The sequence below is a fragment of the Nocardia sp. NPDC055002 genome (assembly GCF_053608825.1).
On record NZ_JBSGWE010000008.1, the window covers coordinates 193,144 to 209,251 of the forward strand.

16 protein-coding genes are annotated in these 16,108 nt (G+C 69.0%); 6 read left to right on the top strand and 10 right to left on the bottom strand.

Annotation, left to right across the window (positions count from 1 at the left end; genetic code table 11):
* Positions 1-59: 59 nt before the first annotated feature.
* The 5 genes from ACWF99_RS28535 to ACWF99_RS28555 all read right to left on the bottom strand — a co-directional run bounded on the left by ACWF99_RS28535 (position 60) and on the right by ACWF99_RS28555 (position 6,615).
* Positions 60-920 carry an arylamine N-acetyltransferase family protein gene (locus ACWF99_RS28535; RefSeq protein ID WP_452537877.1) on the bottom strand — a complete coding sequence of 287 codons (861 nt, stop codon included), beginning with the start codon at positions 918-920 and terminating at the stop codon, positions 60-62.
* Positions 921-987: 67 nt separating this feature from the next.
* Positions 988-1,980 carry an alpha/beta hydrolase family protein gene (locus ACWF99_RS28540; RefSeq protein WP_452537878.1) on the bottom strand — a complete coding sequence of 331 codons (993 nt, stop codon included), beginning with the start codon at positions 1,978-1,980 and terminating at the stop codon, positions 988-990.
* Positions 1,981-2,129: 149 nt separating this feature from the next.
* Entirely contained in the window at positions 2,130-3,110 is a 981-nt protein-coding gene (locus ACWF99_RS28545; RefSeq protein ID WP_452537879.1) for a TAXI family TRAP transporter solute-binding subunit, read from the bottom strand.
* 46 nt (positions 3,111-3,156) lie between these two features.
* Positions 3,157-5,319 (bottom strand): TRAP transporter permease, encoded by a 2,163-nt coding sequence (locus ACWF99_RS28550; RefSeq protein WP_452537881.1) that lies wholly within the window; start codon positions 5,317-5,319, stop codon positions 3,157-3,159.
* An 87-nt stretch (positions 5,320-5,406) separates the two neighbouring features.
* Positions 5,407-6,615, bottom strand: coding sequence for an MFS transporter (locus ACWF99_RS28555; RefSeq protein WP_452537883.1), 1,209 nt, complete (start codon positions 6,613-6,615; stop codon positions 5,407-5,409).
* 98 nt (positions 6,616-6,713) lie between these two features.
* Here ACWF99_RS28555 and ACWF99_RS28560 point away from each other — a divergent pair, with 98 nt between their 5' ends.
* The 3 genes from ACWF99_RS28560 (at position 6,714) to ACWF99_RS28570 (ending at position 8,899) form a co-directional block, all read left to right on the top strand.
* Positions 6,714-7,046: an ArsR/SmtB family transcription factor gene (locus ACWF99_RS28560; protein ID WP_378637265.1), complete on the top strand. Its 333-nt coding sequence runs from the start codon at positions 6,714-6,716 to the stop codon at positions 7,044-7,046.
* 48 nt (positions 7,047-7,094) lie between these two features.
* Positions 7,095-7,646, top strand: a complete 552-nt coding sequence (locus ACWF99_RS28565) for a hypothetical protein (RefSeq protein ID WP_452537885.1) — start codon at positions 7,095-7,097, stop codon at positions 7,644-7,646.
* A gap of 74 nt (positions 7,647-7,720) precedes the next feature.
* Entirely contained in the window at positions 7,721-8,899 is a 1,179-nt protein-coding gene (locus tag ACWF99_RS28570) for a winged helix DNA-binding domain-containing protein (RefSeq protein ID WP_452537886.1), read from the top strand.
* A gap of 88 nt (positions 8,900-8,987) precedes the next feature.
* Here the strand turns inward: ACWF99_RS28570 and ACWF99_RS28575 are convergent, their stop codons facing one another.
* The 4 genes from ACWF99_RS28575 to nadA all read right to left on the bottom strand — a co-directional run bounded on the left by ACWF99_RS28575 (position 8,988) and on the right by nadA (position 13,647).
* Positions 8,988-9,734 (bottom strand): SDR family NAD(P)-dependent oxidoreductase, encoded by a 747-nt coding sequence (locus ACWF99_RS28575; RefSeq protein ID WP_378637271.1) that lies wholly within the window; start codon positions 9,732-9,734, stop codon positions 8,988-8,990.
* Between the two features lie 224 nt (positions 9,735-9,958).
* Entirely contained in the window at positions 9,959-10,819 is an 861-nt protein-coding gene (gene nadC / locus ACWF99_RS28580; RefSeq protein WP_452537888.1) for a carboxylating nicotinate-nucleotide diphosphorylase, read from the bottom strand.
* A 145-nt stretch (positions 10,820-10,964) separates the two neighbouring features.
* Positions 10,965-12,578, bottom strand: coding sequence for an L-aspartate oxidase (locus tag ACWF99_RS28585; protein WP_378637276.1), 1,614 nt, complete (start codon positions 12,576-12,578; stop codon positions 10,965-10,967).
* Positions 12,579-12,609: 31 nt separating this feature from the next.
* A complete protein-coding gene (gene nadA / locus ACWF99_RS28590; RefSeq protein ID WP_378637279.1) occupies positions 12,610-13,647 on the bottom strand; it encodes a quinolinate synthase NadA in 1,038 nt (345 codons plus the stop codon).
* A 78-nt stretch (positions 13,648-13,725) separates the two neighbouring features.
* On the opposite strand from nadA, the gene ACWF99_RS28595 reads away from it, so the two are divergent.
* From ACWF99_RS28595 to ACWF99_RS28605, 3 genes are read left to right on the top strand one after another with little or no spacing between them, the layout of a single operon-like run.
* The gene (locus ACWF99_RS28595; RefSeq protein WP_378637282.1) at positions 13,726-14,442 is read left to right on the top strand and encodes an NUDIX hydrolase; all 717 of its coding nucleotides are present in this window, start codon (positions 13,726-13,728) and stop codon (positions 14,440-14,442) included.
* Between the two features lie 20 nt (positions 14,443-14,462).
* Positions 14,463-14,855, top strand: coding sequence for a hypothetical protein (locus tag ACWF99_RS28600; protein ID WP_452537891.1), 393 nt, complete (start codon positions 14,463-14,465; stop codon positions 14,853-14,855).
* Positions 14,856-14,905: 50 nt separating this feature from the next.
* Positions 14,906-15,403, top strand: a complete 498-nt coding sequence (locus ACWF99_RS28605; protein ID WP_378637287.1) for a nitroreductase/quinone reductase family protein — start codon at positions 14,906-14,908, stop codon at positions 15,401-15,403.
* A gap of 19 nt (positions 15,404-15,422) precedes the next feature.
* Here ACWF99_RS28605 and ACWF99_RS28610 read toward each other — a convergent pair whose 3' ends face one another.
* Complete coding sequence (locus ACWF99_RS28610; RefSeq protein WP_378637289.1) at positions 15,423-16,088, bottom strand: TetR/AcrR family transcriptional regulator; 666 nt, start codon at positions 16,086-16,088, stop codon at positions 15,423-15,425.
* Positions 16,089-16,108 lie beyond the last annotated feature (20 nt).

The following is a 16,108-nucleotide window of genomic DNA, read 5'->3' on the forward strand; positions in this document are numbered from 1 at the left end:
CCATCAATTTGCCGTAGCGCCACCCAGGAAGCAAACCGCCGTGCCGTGTGGGGAGGGTGTTATCCGGTTCGCCAGGGTGTGGTCGTCAGGGTGGCGGCGTCGTCTTCGTCGAGGTCGATGTCGAACACTTCCGCCAGCACCTTGGGCAGCTCGGTGGGATCGAGATCACGCGAAGTGGCAGTGCCGTCGGGGTATTCCGAGCTCAGCGTCAGGTCATCGAGCACGTGGTGGACATCGGGCAGGAATCGCTGCAGGAAGGGTCGCGTGGTGAACGGCGAACGTGGCGAGGTCGACACGAAGTGGTTGCCGACCGCGTAGTCGATGCGGAACTGCGGGTTCTCGGTGAAGGTGTAGCGGTCGATCCAGCCGTCGCGGCTGAACTGGAACAGCACCCACAGGTCACCGGCCCGGCGTTCCAGCCGGTAGCGCCAGTCGCCGAGCGTGAATTCGCCTTCGCTGTCGACCAGTTCGAACGGCGCCAACGGGCCGAAACCGAAACCGACATCGCTGATCCAGACGCGATCGTCGTCGGGCGTGGTCACGCGCAGCAGGGCATGGGTCGCGGGCCGCTGGACGCCGGTGTCGGCCACACCGTAGGTGACCCGGCCGCTGAGTCCCGCGACGCCGAACCCGAACCGTTCGAGTGCGGCGGCGAAGATCCCCACATTCTCGTAGCAGTAACCGCCGCGGCTGCGACGGATCAGCTTGTCCTGCAGGGAGTTCAGATCCAGCGGGATGCCCCGGCCGAGGATGATCTCCAGATTCTCGAACGGGATGGTGGTCGTGTGGGCGCGCACCACAGCGCGCAGGGTGTCGACCGATGCCGTGCGTGGCCCGTCGTAGCCGATCCTGGACAGATAGGCGTCCAGATCGAGCTCGGCACCCTGCCAGCCGTGATCGTCGGGCACTACGTCGGTCATCGCATCCTCGTTCCGGTCGGTGTCTTCTCGCACAACCGTGGTTCGCCGGACCTTGTTCCCGCGTGTCTCAGGCCGCGCACTTCGCGCCCACGGGGGCCGGGGGCGCGGTGACCGAACCGTGCTCGACATCGACGACATAGTCGATGACCTGCGGCGCGAGCGGCTCGGTTCCCGCGAGCAGGCGCAACACCACACACCCGCCCTCGAACAGCGCCGGTCCGACCGAGTGATCGCCCGGGACGATCGCGCCGGTCAGGTCACGCCCGCTGACCACGGTGTAGAAGGAGAACGGTTTGCCTGCCGCGGTCAGCGCCGCACGCAGTTCCACACTGGTCGCGAAGGGCACGATGGTGTCGGCGGTGCCGTGGATCAGGAAGGCCCGGCGCATGGTCAGCCGGTCGGCGAGTAGCGCGGGCGAACGCTCGATGTAGGCGAGCGGGCAGATCATCGGCGTGCAGCCGCCCGCGTCACGTTCGATCTGGCGTGGCAGTGCGGGATCCGCCGAGCCGCCGGCCGCCCACATCGTGAAATCGTCGGAGGGGCCGTAGTTGTCGACCCAGTAGTCGAACAGCCCGGGCGGCCCGTGTGCCACCGCGAGCCCGCTGGTGATGCCGCCCTGACTCCACCCCCACAGGACGGTGGACGCGATAGCGGGATGCTCGCCGCGATACCACTGGGTGGCCACCACCAGGTCGCGCCAGCCCGCCCACAGATTCCAGTCGCCGGTGCGCCACGGTCCGTCGGCGCTGCGCAGGTCCATGAGCAGAATCGGCGACCCGCCCGTGCGCGCGAGCGCGGACATGTACGGGGCGAAATCGGCCGACGACCCACCGTGCCCGTGCACCGCGACCACCAGCTTCGTGGCCGGGATATCGCCGGGGACACAGCGAAACGGCTCGTATACGCGCCCGGTCGCACGCTCGCCGTCCACGGTGACCGCGACCTGTCGCAGGTCGACGCCCGGTGCGCACGGCGGTTGCCCGTGCAGGGCGGGCCCGACCGCGGCCGATATCGCGACCAGCAGCGCGCACACCGCCACGACGACCCCGACCCGCTTCATGTCGCGATTGTCCGCCACCGGTGGACGGGGGTCCAGCACATCGTCGCGCGTTCCCACGCCGACATGGCACGGTCCTCGCAACCCCACGGTGTAGGGATCGCGAGGACCGCCGGAACCCCCGTGTCGGCGTGGATCCGTTCGCCGTGACGTCAGCGCAGTGCGACCTCCGACCCGCGATGCAACAGCACCGGCGCCGTCTTGCTCGCGGTGTCGGCGTTGATTCCCTTGGCGGCCGGATTCGCCTGCTCCAGTTGGGGTTTACGATCCAGCAACGTCTTGGTCAGCACGCAGGCCAGGTTCGCGTCGAGATCGTCGCGCACCACGAGCAGGTTCGGCACCACGATGGTCGGCGCGTCGGCGGGCAGCCCGTAAGTGGCGGCCGGGATCGAGCCCGTCTCGTAGACCGGGTTGATCTCCTTCAGCTTCGGCAGCACACCGGTGATATCGAGAAAGCGGACCTTGTCCGTGGCGGTGGTGAACAAGTCGGTGATGCCCGGCGTCGGCAGGCCACCGGACCAGAACATCGCGTCGATGGAGCCGTCCTTGAGACCGTCGACGGTCTTGGTCAGGTCGAGGCGCTGGGCGGCGACGTCGCTGTCGGGGTCGAGGCCCGCGGCTTGCAGCACGCGCTGGGCGATCACCTCGGTTCCCGATTTCGGCGAGCCGGTGGAAACCCGTTTGCCGCGCAGGTCGGCGAGGGAGTTGATGCCGGCGTCGGTGCGCACGATGACCTGGGTGTAGTTGTCGTAGAGCCGGGCCAGTGCGCGGATCGGCTGCGCGCTGGTGAAGCTGCCCGTGCCCGCGACCGCGTCGGCCGCGGAGTCGGCGAGCGAGAAGCCGACCTGATAGGTGCCGCCGACCACCTGCTGGATGTTCTGCACGGACGCGCCGGTCTCGGCCGCGGTAGCCTTCACGGTCCCGCCGGTGGCGGCGGAGATCTGTTCGGCGTAGGCGTTGCCCAGCGCGAAGTACACGCCGGTCGCGTTACCGGTGGCGATGCCGATCCTGGTGTCCTGCTTCACCGCACAGGTCACCTCGCCGCCCGCGTCGGCGGTCGGGGTGTCCTGCCGGCCACCGCAGCCGGTGAGTAACGCGGCGGCCGCGACCACGGCGACAATTGTTCTGACCATCAGGTCCCCTTCCGTCGACGGCCAGGCCGCCTGCCGATTCCGCGGATCACGGTGTGTCCGTGGATGTTCTGTTCGCCCGGCCGAGAAGGCCCGCCGCCACGGCGACGACCAGCACGCCGAGCCCGATCCCGGTGGCGACCGGATTCGGGTACAGCAGAATCAGTCCCGCGGCGGCGGCGATGACGCGCGGGATCGGGCCGATCGCGCCGATCCCGAACAGCCACCCGCCGGTCGCCGCCGCCAGCGCCGCGACGCCGACGCAGGCTGCCGCGCTGACCCACAGCACGTCGAGCACCGCACCGCGTCCGAGCAGGTGCTGCCCGGAGTCGGTGAGCACGAACATCAGCGGCACCAGGAACGCGGGCAGCGCGTACCGCAGGGCGTGCCACATCGTCGGCATCGCCTTCGCACCCGTCACCGCGGCCGCGCCGACGGCGGCCAGCGCGGTCGGCGGCGTCACCTCCGAGAGCACCGAGAAGTAGAAGACGAACATGGCGGCGGCGGGTGCGGCGACGTGCAGGTCGAGCAGCGCGGGCCCGATGATCACCCAGCCGATGACGAACGACGCCGTCACCGGGACCGCCAGACCCAGCAGCGACAACGCGATCGCCGCCAGCACCGCGGTGGTCGCCAGCACGACGGCGGGATCGTCGGACAGCGCCGATCCGGCCTTGACCAGCAGCGCGGCCAGTTGCGCACCGAGGCCGGTCTTGGTGGTCATCGCGGTGATCACGCCCGCTGCCGCACACACCGCGACCACCGGCAGCGCCGAGCGCATCCCGTACGACAGCGAGCGCAAGGCTTCGATCACGAACTGCCCCACGCTCTTGCGTGTCCAGCGATGCCGCTCCCGCACCGAGACGCCCTCAGCCGATTCCGTCTTGCTCTGTTCAGCGGGCGTTTTCGTGCGGTCGGTGGCCGCGGCCGAGGATGCATCGGTCGCCGCGGCACTGCGCAGCATCCGGTCCGGGATCGCGAGCAGCAGCGCGAGCACCGTCGCGTACACCACCGCGCGGGTCGCGCTCACCCCTGCCAGCAAGAGCACGACGATCACGATCAGCGATGAGAAGTGATACCCGAAGCGCCCCAGCAGCTTCCACCACGGCGTCGGCAGCGGGCCGTCGGCCAGATCCGCGGGCGCCCGCCCGTCCGCGTGGATCCGGCGCGCGTCGATCTCGACCGACAGCAGAATGCCCAGGTAGTACAGCAGCGTCGGGATCAGGGCCCACCCCAGTACCGTCACATACGACACGTCGAGATATTCGGCGACGATGAATGCCGCGACTCCCAGCGTGGGCGGCGACAGGATCGCACCGACACCCGCCGCCGCGAGCATCCCGCCCGCCTGTTCGGGCCGGTAACCGGCCTTACGCAGAATCGGCCAGGTCACCGCGCCGGTGCTCACCGCGGTCGCGGTTCCCGAGCCCGAGACAGTCCCGAGCAGAAATCCCGACGCCACTGCCGTGCGCCCGGCCGCGCTGTGCGAGCGCCGGAACAGCGACACCGACAGATCGACGAAGAACCGTGCCGCACCGGAGAATTCGAGTACCGCTCCGTAGAGCGTGAACAACACGATGTAGCTGGCGGCGACGTCGAGGGGCGTGCCGTAGAAGCCGCTGCCGGAGTTGTACAGCGCGTCGACGATCTGATCGACGTCGAGGCCCGCGTGCGCGATCGACCAGTCCTGCGGCAGCAGACCGCCGTAGTACCCGTACCCCAGGAACACCAGACACACCACCGGCAGGATCACCCCGGTGGTGCGTCTGCACGCCTCCAGTACGAGCACCAGCAGCAACCCGCCCATCACGACATCGAGCGGCGCGAGCATCCCTTGCCGATCGAGAAACGCGTCGTATCCCCCACCCGCGTCACCGATTCGCATCGGCAGCACCGGATACAGACACACCACCAGGGTGATCGCCGCCAGCACCCAGTCGAGCACGGAAGGCCCGTCGGCCCGATCGAGCGGACCCCACCACGACCGATAGCTCAGGTACACCAGCGGCAGCGCGACAGCCAGAAAGATGACCAGGTAGTACTGGCTGCCCTGCGCCAACGGCCGAAACACCTGCCACACCGACAGCAGCGCGAGCCCGAGCGCGACGCCGCCGACCAGCCGACCGGGGAACCCGGAGAGCACCCGCGCGGGCCGCTCCTCGTCGTCCACCCCCAGCTCAGCCGCAGTGACAACCGGCGGCGCTGCGTTCATGAGCGGACGATAGCAACGAGATTCACGGCCGGTGACGAAATCGACAACCGTGCAGTCTGCACAAAATGGACAGTACGCGGATGCCGCTCACCGCTGTGCTGTCCCACGATCCACTTCCGCACCCCGGCGCAGCGCGAAGGTGGCGCCCGCTGAGGCGGTGGCCGCGACGACGATCGCGAAAACCGTGGTGGCCGTGGCCAACCCCGCCGCATCGCCGAGAAAACCCGTCGCCAGCGGCAACACCGCGGCGGGCAGATAACCGCCCACGTTCTGCGCGGCGTTGGCCTCGGCCAGCCGGTCCGGCGGCACCGCCGATCCGATCGCGGTCAAACCGCCGAGCTGTCCGAGCCCCTGCCCCATCCCGGCCAGCACGGCAGCCACACCGAACACCGGCACCGCCGTCGTCGCGACCGCGCCGATCAGCGCGACCGCACTCCCCACCGTCGCCACCGAGCTGCCGAGCAGGATCACGCGAATACTCCTGCGCCGCATCGCGACCTGGATCCCCGTCGCGGCGAGGAACATCACGAAGGCCAGCGCACCCGCCACGACCCGATTCGCCGAGCCGAGCATCCCGAGAACCGACGGGCCCAGCGACAGGACGAAAGACGTGGCCGTGATGCCGGGGGCGAAGGCGACAATCCCGAGCAGCACCGCTGTCCTGCCCCGCGCCGGTACCGCGGGCAACCGGATCCACGGACCGCGCCCGCCCGCACCGCTCGGCAGATCCATTCGCAACACCACCACGAAAGCCACTGCCAGTAGCACGATTTCGACCGCGAACACAGTCACCGTCGCACCGGGCACGGCCTCCGACAAGACCCCGGCCAGCAGCGGACCCAGGCCGGCGCCCAGCACCATGGCCACCGACGCCGCCAGCGCGCCTTTCGCCGACCGCTCCCGGCCCGCGATATCGGTCACCGCCGCCATCCCCGCCGAGACCGCGCACCCCACCGCGACGCCGGTGAGCAATCGCGCCAGCGCGAGCACGAGAACCGAACCGGCGCAGGCGAACAGCACGCAGGCCACCATCGCCAGCACGATCGCGGGCAGCAGCACCGGCTTACGCCCCACCCGATCGGAGACCACGCCGGCGACGGTCAGCGCCCCGAGCAATCCCGCGATGTAGCAGGCGAAGACGAGGGTGAGCGTGCCCGAGGAGAATCCCATCTCCCGCTGCCACACGACGTAGAGCGGCGTGGCGGCGTTCGAGAGCACGAACACCGCGAGGACCGGCCACGCCGCCGCCCAGATCGCCCGATCGCGCACCCGTGGCGCCGCTGCCTGGATCGTCATGCCCACTCCTTGGTTCGACTTATCTCGTACAAGTACGACAGGAGTCGAACATACTCAGTACGATAAGATTCGTACAAGCCCCGACCCGAAGGTGTCCCATGCAGGCAACGACCGAAGCCGAACGACTTCCCGAACCAGCACGCGCCGACCTGCGCCTCGATGTCGTCCTCGGCGCACTCAGCGATCCGCTCCGCCTCGGCATCGTGCGGAAGCTGCTCACCGAATCCCCCGACCTCGACCGCCCCTGCGGCTGGTTCGGCATCGACCGCCCCAAGTCGACCCTCACCCACCACTTCCGCGCCCTGCGCGAAGCAGGCATCACCCGCCAGCACCGCTACGGCCTCGAACGCCGCAGCCAGGTCCGGGTAGCCGACCTCGACGCCCGATTCCCCGGCCTCCTCGACCTCGTCCGCACGTGGCGGCCCGAATAACCCGTTGGTCCAGGCCGAACCGGCGTGGATAATGTCGTGGTGGCCGTGATGCGACGAATCGTGGTGGTGGGGACTTCGGGGTCGGGCAAGAGCACGCTGGCCCGACAGATCTCACACCGGCTCGACATCCCGCACATCGAGCTCGACGCGATCCACCATCAGCCGAACTGGACACCGATGGCCGCGCCCGAGTTCCAGGCCGTGGTCGCCGAGCGGATCGCCGGCGATGCCTGGGTGGTCGACGGCAACTACCGAGGCAAACTCGGTGATCTGGTGTGGCGACGTGCCGATACGGTGGCCTGGTTCGATCTGCCCCGGTCGCTGGTCATGCGCCAGATCGTCGGCCGGACGGTGGGCCGGGCGCTGACCGGGCGCGAGCTGTGGAACGGCAACCGGGAGCGCTGGCGCGAGATGATCTCGCTCGACCCGGCACGATCGGTGATCATGTGGGCCTGGACGACCCATGCGAAGAACCGGGCGAGCTACCTCGAGGCACAGGACGATCCGGCATTCCAGGATCTCACCTTCGTCCGGCTGGGCTCCCGTCGCGAGGCCGCGGCGTTCCTCGACGGTCTCGCCTGCGCACCACCGCCGACGTAACCCGCTTCGGCCATCACTGCCCACTCGACCGGACCTCCCCCGCGATTGTCGGTGCCCCCGCCTACGATCCGCTCATGCTCTCGATCGATACCGCGCAGCGTCGCGCCCGAGTCGCGACCAGGCATCGCCTCGCGCCGTCGGCCCGTTCGAACGACCCCGTGGACATCGCCCGTTCGATGGTGGTTCTGCATGCCACCGATCCGGCGACGGTGTACCTGTCGGTCGGTGCTCGGGGCATCGATCTCACTCCCGCCGATGTCGAGAAGGCGCTGTACGACGACCGGGCCCTGCTTCGCATGCTGGCCATGCGCCGCACGATGTTCGTCGCGCCGACCGAGTTGCTGCCGGTTCTGCAGGCGTCCACCTGCGATGCGCTGGCCCACAAGCAACGTCGCACCTACGGCCGCTTCATCGAGCAGGCGGGCGTCGTCGACGGTGACATCTCGACGTGGCTGGCCGAGGTAGAAGCCGAGACGCACGCGGCGCTGCTGACCCGTGGCGCGGCAACCGGTGTCCAGCTGAGCAAAGATGTGGCACGGCTGCGCACCCAGATCGACACCGCCCCCGGAAAGTCCTATTCCAAACCGACGAGCATCACCACCTGGGTGCTGGTGGTGCTCGGCGCTGAGGGCCGGATAGTGCGCGGCCGCCCGAACGGCAGCTGGACCAGCAGCCAGTACACCTGGGTGCCCGTGGAAACCTGGCTACCCCAGGGGTTCTCACCGCTGTCGGCCGCCGAGGCTCGCGTCGAACTGGTACGTCAGTGGTTGTACGCCTTCGGCCCGGCCCCGATCACCGACCTGAAATGGTGGACCGGCTGGACCCTCGGTGAAGTCCGGAAAGCCCTGGCCGAACTCGACACAATCGAGGTAGACCTCGACGGCACCCCCGGCCTGATCCTCGCCGACGACCTCACCCCCGTCCCCACCCCCGAACCCTGGGCAGCCCTGCTCCCCGCCCTCGACCCCACCCCCATGGGCTGGCAATCCCGGGACTGGTTCCTCGGCCCCCACGCCCCCGCCCTGTTCGACACCAACGGCAACATCGGCCCCTCCATCTGGGCCGACGGCCGCATAGTAGGCGGCTGGGCCCAACGCCCCGACGGCGAAGTGGTCACCCGCCTCCTCGAGGACGTGGACACCGACACCCAGAAACTGATCGACGCCGAAATAGACCGCACCACAACCTGGTTCGGCGACATCCGAGCCATCCCCCGCTTCCGGACCCCACTACAACGCGAACTCACCGCCTGAACCGACAACTATCTCGGCAATATCCTGCCGATGCGGCGCAGCGCCTAGTCGAAACGGGACAAGACGGCACGAACGGGCCGGGCCCTGGTCAGCGCAGATACGAGGCACCGTTGACGTCGAGCACAGTCCCGGATGCCCAGGTCGCCTCCGGCGATGCCAGGAACCGCACCGCCGCGGCGATCTCCTCGGGGGTGCCGACGCGGCCGAACGGACTCTGCGCCTTGACCGCTTCGGTCACCCGCTCGGCAACACGTTCGGTCGCGACGAAACCGGGCGCGACCGCGGCAACCGAAATACCGTGCGGTGCGAGCGATACCGCCAAAGACTGTGCGAGTGCGTGCACCCCGGCCTTGCTCGCCCCGTACGCGGGGTGATCCGGTTCGCCGCGAAAAGCGCCACGCGATCCGATGTTCACGATGCGCCCGGCAACTCCACGCTCGATCATGTGCCTGGCCGCACAGTACGACGTGTTCGCGGTGCCGAGCAGATTCACGTCCACCGTTCGACGCCAAGCCCGCTGCCATTCCTCATAACTGGTGTCGGCCAGCGGATGCGCGATGTTGACCGCCGCATTGTTCACCAGCACATGCACCGTCCCGAGGCCTTCGATCGCCGCATCGACCACCGACGCCGCACCCTCCGCGGTCCCGAGATCACCACCGATCGACACATGCCCCACGCCGGGCAACCGCGCCAACGTCGCAGCCGCGTCCGCGCGCCGCGACGAATAATGCACTGCGACCCGATCCCCCTGCTCCGCGAACGCCACCGCGATCGCCCGCCCGATCCCCCGCGAAGCACCGGTCACCAACACCCCACGACTCTCATCGACCACACCACCCACCCTGCCACAGCAGCACGCTCCCCATCCGCACCCCACATTTCGCACCCACCACCCGCGCAGACGAGTCCGTCACAATGGTCCGGCGAATGCTGAAGAGCCCGAATGGATTCGGCTGATGACCTAGGCGGCCGCCAAGGGCACGCCGCGACCGATCAGTGCCCGGCGGGGTTGACTGACGAAGGCCGTCCGCAGGTCTGCGTCGCTTCGAGATGACCTCACATGTCCAGGCCGAGGTCGAGTACGCGGACCGAGTGGGTGAGGGCGCCGATGGCGAGGTAGTCGACGCCGGTGCCCGCGTATTCGGCGGCTTGGTCGAGTGAGAGTCCGCCGGAGGACTCGAGTTTCGTCGCGGGGGCCGCGGCATCGCGGCGCTGGACGGCGGCCTGGGTCTGCCAGAGGGGGAAGTTGTCCAGCAGGACGAGTTCGACGTTTTCGGCGAGGACAGCATCGAGTTGTTCGAGGCTGTCGACCTCGACCTCGCAGGCGATGTCGGGTGCCAAGGCGCGGACCGCGCGCAGGGCATTGACGACCGAACCGGCGGCCACCACGTGGTTGTCCTTGATGAGGGCGGCATCGCCGAGCCCCATGCGGTGGTTGACGCCGCCGCCGACGCGGACCGCGTACTTCTGCAGGGCGCGCAGGCCGGGCAGCGTCTTGCGGCTGTCGCGGATCTCGCACCCGGTGCCGTCGACGGCGTCGACCCAGGCGGCGGTGGCGGTGGCGATGCCGGACAGGTGACACACCAGGTTGAGCATGGTTCGTTCGGCGGTGAGCAGGCCGCGGGTGGGGGCGATTATGCTCAGCACCGAGGTGCCCGGCTCCACCCGGGTGCCGTCGGCGACCCGCGCGGTGATCTCGTAGGTGCCCGCGCCGAGGACCTCGTCGAGCACGAGCAGCCCGACGTCCAGACCCGCGACGGTGCCGTGCTGGCGCGAGACGACCGAGGCTTTGCTCACCGCGTCCTCGGCAACGGTGGCGATCGTGGTGACGTCGGGCCCGTAGCGCAGGTCCTCGTCGAGGGCGTTGCCGATCAGCGCCAGCAGCTCGTCACGGTCCAGAGTGGCGTCCAGTGCCATCACCGCACTCCTAATTCTCGGGCGCACAGTGCGCCTCGGTCGAAGCGGCGGAGCGGGTCACTACTCCACCGATATTGCTTGTCCGACTGTGATTTCCAGCTGCGACCCACCCGATTCGAGTGAACTCGGCCGGCAACGCCGCTGGTCAACGCACGCCGAGGGGCACCGCACCGCATTCCGAGGGCACGGTGAACAGTTCGAGCGTGCCCTCCGGCTGGAGCCGAATCGCCGTGCTGTGCCGCTGATCCTCGACCGCGCCGGGCGACTCCGCACGCGTGTGGCACCCTCGGCTCTCGGTACGCGCCGCCGCCGCGTCGAGCAGCGCACGCGCGGTCAAGGTGAGCGCCGCGTCCTCGATACGACGCAGATGCTGTGCCGCCGCCGGTGAATCAGCAGGAGCCGAGTCGAGCGACGACACTGCCGACATCGCACCGTCGATCCGCCTGCGCGCCCGCGCGAGTCCGTCACCGTCACGAACGACGGAGGCATGCGCGGTCATCGCCTGCTGCACCACCGGGCGATCGGCGAATTCCACTGTCCACGAGGAGATCTCCTCGACCCGAGCACGAACCCCCACCCGCTCGGCGGCCGCCACACCGGCACGCTCACCCACCACGAGCCCTTCGAGCAAGCTGTTGGAGGCCAATCGGTTGGCACCGTGCAGCCCGGTCCTGGCGACCTCGCCCGCCGCGTAGAGCCCGGCGACACCGGTCCGCCCGTGCGTGTCGGTGAGAACACCACCGCACTGGTAGTGCGCGGCAGGCGCGACCGGAATCAGTTGCGCCACAGGGTCGATACCCGCCGCCAGGCACGAGGCGGTGATGGTCGGGAATCGCTGCGCGAACCCTTCGATGGCACGGGCGTCGAGGAAGACATGGTCGGATCCGAGCGTCCGCATCCGTTCCGCGATCGCCCGCGACACCACATCACGAGGCGCCAAGTCACCACGTGGGTGCCCGGCCGTCACCGAGTTCCCTTGGGAATCGACGAGTATCGCACCTTCGCCACGCACCGCCTCGCTGATCAACGGTCGCCTGCCCACCCCGCCGGGCGTGTAGAGCACCGTCGGATGGAACTGCACGAATTCGAGATCGGCCACGGCGGCCCCGGCCCACAATGCCAGCGCCACACCGTCACCGGTCGCCCCCGGCGGATTCGTACTCAGCGCGTAGAGCTGACCCAGACCACCGGTCGCCAGCAGTACAGCGGGCGTGTGCACGACGCCGAACCCGTTGTCCGACACCGCGATCACACCCTGTACGCCCTCGGCACCGGTCACCACGCGCAGCGCGGCGGCACCGAACAGCACAGGCAATCCCGCCGCGTTGAGCGCGCGCTGCACCTCGGCTCCGGTCGCGTCCCCACCGGCGTGGATGATGCGACGCGTGCTGTGCCCGCCCTCGCGGGTGCGCGAGATCTGCCCGTCGCGACCGAGGTCGAATACCGCGCCGAGGTCGGTCAGCGCCGCGACCGCGGCCTGTCCACCCTCGACGATCGAACGCACCGCGTCGACCTCGCACAACCCGGCACCGGCTTCGACCGTGTCGCGCACGTGCGAGTCGACCGAATCACCGAGCGGAGCGACGACCGCGATGCCGCCCTGCGCGTACTGGGTCGACGTGTCGGTCGGGCCACCCTTGCTCAGGATGAGCACCCGCAGCCCGCGCAACGAGGCCGTGCGCGCGGCGGTGAGCCCGGCGACGCCGCCGCCGATGACGACCAGGTCGACCTCGGCCTCCCAGGAAACAGGAACCGTCATGGTCGTTACCGACTCGGCCGCGCTGTGCCGGTCACTCGCCACCGCCGGAGTTGCCGATGGCGATCATCCGCTGCACCGAGGCGCGACCGGCCTCGGCCATCGCCAGGTCGACGTGCACCTCGTCGGCGCCCTCGACCAGGCAGCGCAGCAGTGCGGCCGGGGTGATCATCTTCATGTACTTGCAGGACGCGCGATCGTTCACGGCCTGGAAGTCGATCCCGGGGGCCGCCTTGCGCAGCTGGTGCAGCATGCCGATCTCGGTCGCCACCAGCACCTGGCTGGAGTGCGACGCCTTCGCCGCGTCGATCATGCCGCCGGTCGACAGGATGTGCACCCGCTCGGCCGGGAACGCGCCCTCGCCGGCCAGGTACAGCGCCGAAGTGGCGCAACCGCACTCCGGGTGCACGAACAGCTCGGCATCGGGGTGGGTGCGGGCCTGCTCGGTGAGCTCGTCGCCGTTGATGCCGGCGTGCACGTGGCATTCGCCCGCCCAGATGTGCATGTTCTCGCGCTTGGTCTCACGCTTGACGTGCGCGCCGAGGAACTGGTCCGGCAGGAACAGCACTTCGCGGTCGGGGTCGATCGAGTCGACCACGTCGACGGCGTTGGAGGAGGTGCAGCAGATGTCGGTGAGTGCCTTCACCTCGGCGGTGGTGTTCACATACGACACCACCATCGCGTCGGGGTGCTCGGCTTTCCAGGCACGCAGTTCGTCGGCGGAGATCGAGTCGGCCAGCGAGCAGCCCGCGCGCTGGTCCGGGATGAGCACGGTCTTGGCCGGGCTGAGGATCTTGGCCGTCTCCGCCATGAAGTGCACGCCGCAGAACACGATGGTGCCTTCTTCGGCCTCGGCCGCGATGCGCGACAGGGCCAGCGAGTCGCCGACGTGGTCGGCCACGTCCTGGATCTCGGGCAGCTGGTAGTTGTGCGCGAGGATGGTCGCATTGCGTTCGCGCGCCAGGCGGCGCACCTCCTGCGCCCATTCCGGCGTCGCTTCGACACCCGCGTAGCCCGTGGGTCCGTCGAAGACCGAATCCATCAGCGTCCGCTGTGCAGTCGTCGTCGCCATGGTGGCTCCCTTCATCGTGCGAGCGGCTCCATCGCCGCGATTCGCACCAAACCAGGTTTTCGACTTATAATCGAAAACGTGCCCCATAGTAACACCATCCACGAATCGCTCACCGCGGTGTTCCAGGTTCGCCGCTTCCCCTCGAGCGTTTCCGCAGGTAGAGGCGCCAAGCACCCGGAGTTGGCGGTTCTGCTGTGGGAACGCGCGCTCGATCCGCAGAAAGGCACGTGGTCGCTACCCGGCGGCCGCCTGCGCGACGACGAGGACCTCGACACTTCCGCCCGGCGCCAGCTCGCCGAGAAGGTCGACGTGCGCGACCTCCACCACCTCGAGCAGGTGTCGGTGTTCAGCAATCCCGACCGCGTCCCCGCCCCGCGCCGCATCGCCTCGGCCTACCTGGGCCTGGTCCCCCTCACGACCGAACCCGAACTCCCCTCCGACACCACCTGGCACCCGGTCTCGAATCTGCCCGACATGTCCTTCGACCATCGCACCGTCGTCGACCACGCCCGCACCCGCCTGGCCGCCAAGCTGTCCTACACCAACATCGCCTACGCCCTGGCCCCCGACACTTTCACCATGTCGACCCTGCGCGAAATCTATTGCGCCGCACTCGGCTACGACGTGGACACCACCAACCTCCAGCGAGTCCTCACCCGCCGCAAGGTGATCACCCCCACCGGCGACACCGCCCCGTCCGGCCGGGCAGGCGGCCGTCCCGCGGCGCTCTACCGCTTCACCGACTCCGGCCTGCGAGTGACCGACGAGTTCGCCGCCCTCCGTCCGCCGACCTGACCGAAGTGCACACTGCACCTATGAGCGAATTGCAGTGCGATATCCAGCCCGCCCCGCCGTTGCGGCTGACCCCGATCTGCACCGTCTACAGCGGCATCGTGCGACTCGCCATGACGGGCCGGTTCCTGCAGTCCCATCGAGCACCGGCCGACGAGTTCGGCGCGTTCGTCCCGCACGTCGCGCCCCTGCCGGACAACGAGCCCGAACCCCAGGTGTGGGCCGAGGCGTATGTCATGAGCACCGCGTCCTCGGCCGCCGGCGGGTTTCCCGCCGGTGTCGACTACGTCCGCGCGGCCTATCTGGCCGATCCACGCGGCGGCACCGACCGATGGCTGCATCTGGGCGGAGCCGCGCACATCGGCAAAGGAATCACCCTCGGCTACCGGATCACCGTGCAGACCACGCAGGGGTGACAGCCGGTCGACGGACGGAAGTTGTCGGTGGCCGGTGCCACACTGCGAGCATGGACAACGACGCGACGGGCGCGAAGCAGACCACCTCCTACGACGACCCGGATGCTCCCTGGAACAAGGAGTTCTCCGAGGAGGAGATGGCGGGCTGGAACGACGGGGTGATCACGGAGTTCCGGGAGAACCAGGGTCGGGTCGGGGGCGACTACGCGGGTGCCACCCTGCTGTTGCTGACGACGACGGGCGCCAAAAGCGGTAAGCCGCATGTGGTTCCGCTCGGCGCGCTGTATCGCGGTGACCTGATGTATGTGAGCTCGTTCATCGAGGATCGGTACCCGGCCTGGTATCACAACGCCAAAGCCGACCCACGGGTGACGATCGAACTGGGCGGCGAGAAGTTCGCGGCGACGGCCGACGTGCTCACCGGCGAGCGGTACGACGAGTTCGCGGCATGGGCACTGGCGGAGAACTCCTTGCTGGCCGAATACCAGGCCAAGGTCGACAAGCCGCTACCGCTGGTGGTGCTGACGAGAACTACCTCGCCGAGCTAGACCGCCCACGGCTCACCCTTCACGCGCGAGGCAGAATTCCGAGCAGCAGCGCGTCGATACCCGCGGCGAACACCGCGTCGTTGTCAGGCGGTGTCTCCCCGGTCGGCGCCGCACCGAACAGCGCGAGCAGATTCGGGTAGTCGCCGGTCATAGACGCGAGATCGGCACCGAGGCCACCGGTCGTCAGCCCCGCCGCTTCCTGCGCGCCGAAATTCGCACCCCAGCCCGACAGCATCGCCACGCCCATCATGGTCGCACCCGCATCGAGCCCCGCCGGTGCGAGCGCGCCGACCATCCGATCGAGGTAACGCACCGAGTTCGGGCCCATGGCAGACGGCTTGGCCTGCACCAGCCAGGAGTGCCGGCGGTGCAGCGTGCGGGATTGTCCGGCCAGCGTGAGCACGTCGGTGCGCACATCACCGGTCGGCTCCGGGTAGTCGTACTCGCCGGCGACCCGGTCCACCATCAGCGCGATCAGGTCGTCCTTCCCGTCGACGTAGCGATACAACGACGCGGCGGCGGTGCCGAGTTCGTCGGCCACGCCGCGCATCGAGACCGCGCGCAATCCGCCGGCATCGGCCCGCCGCACACAGGCGTCGGCGAGCTGATCGAGCGTGTACGCCGGGCGCGGTCCCGGCCGTGGCGCCGCGGCGCGCGACCACAACGAGGCTCCGGTCTTCGTCATACCTGCCAGCATGCCGCAGA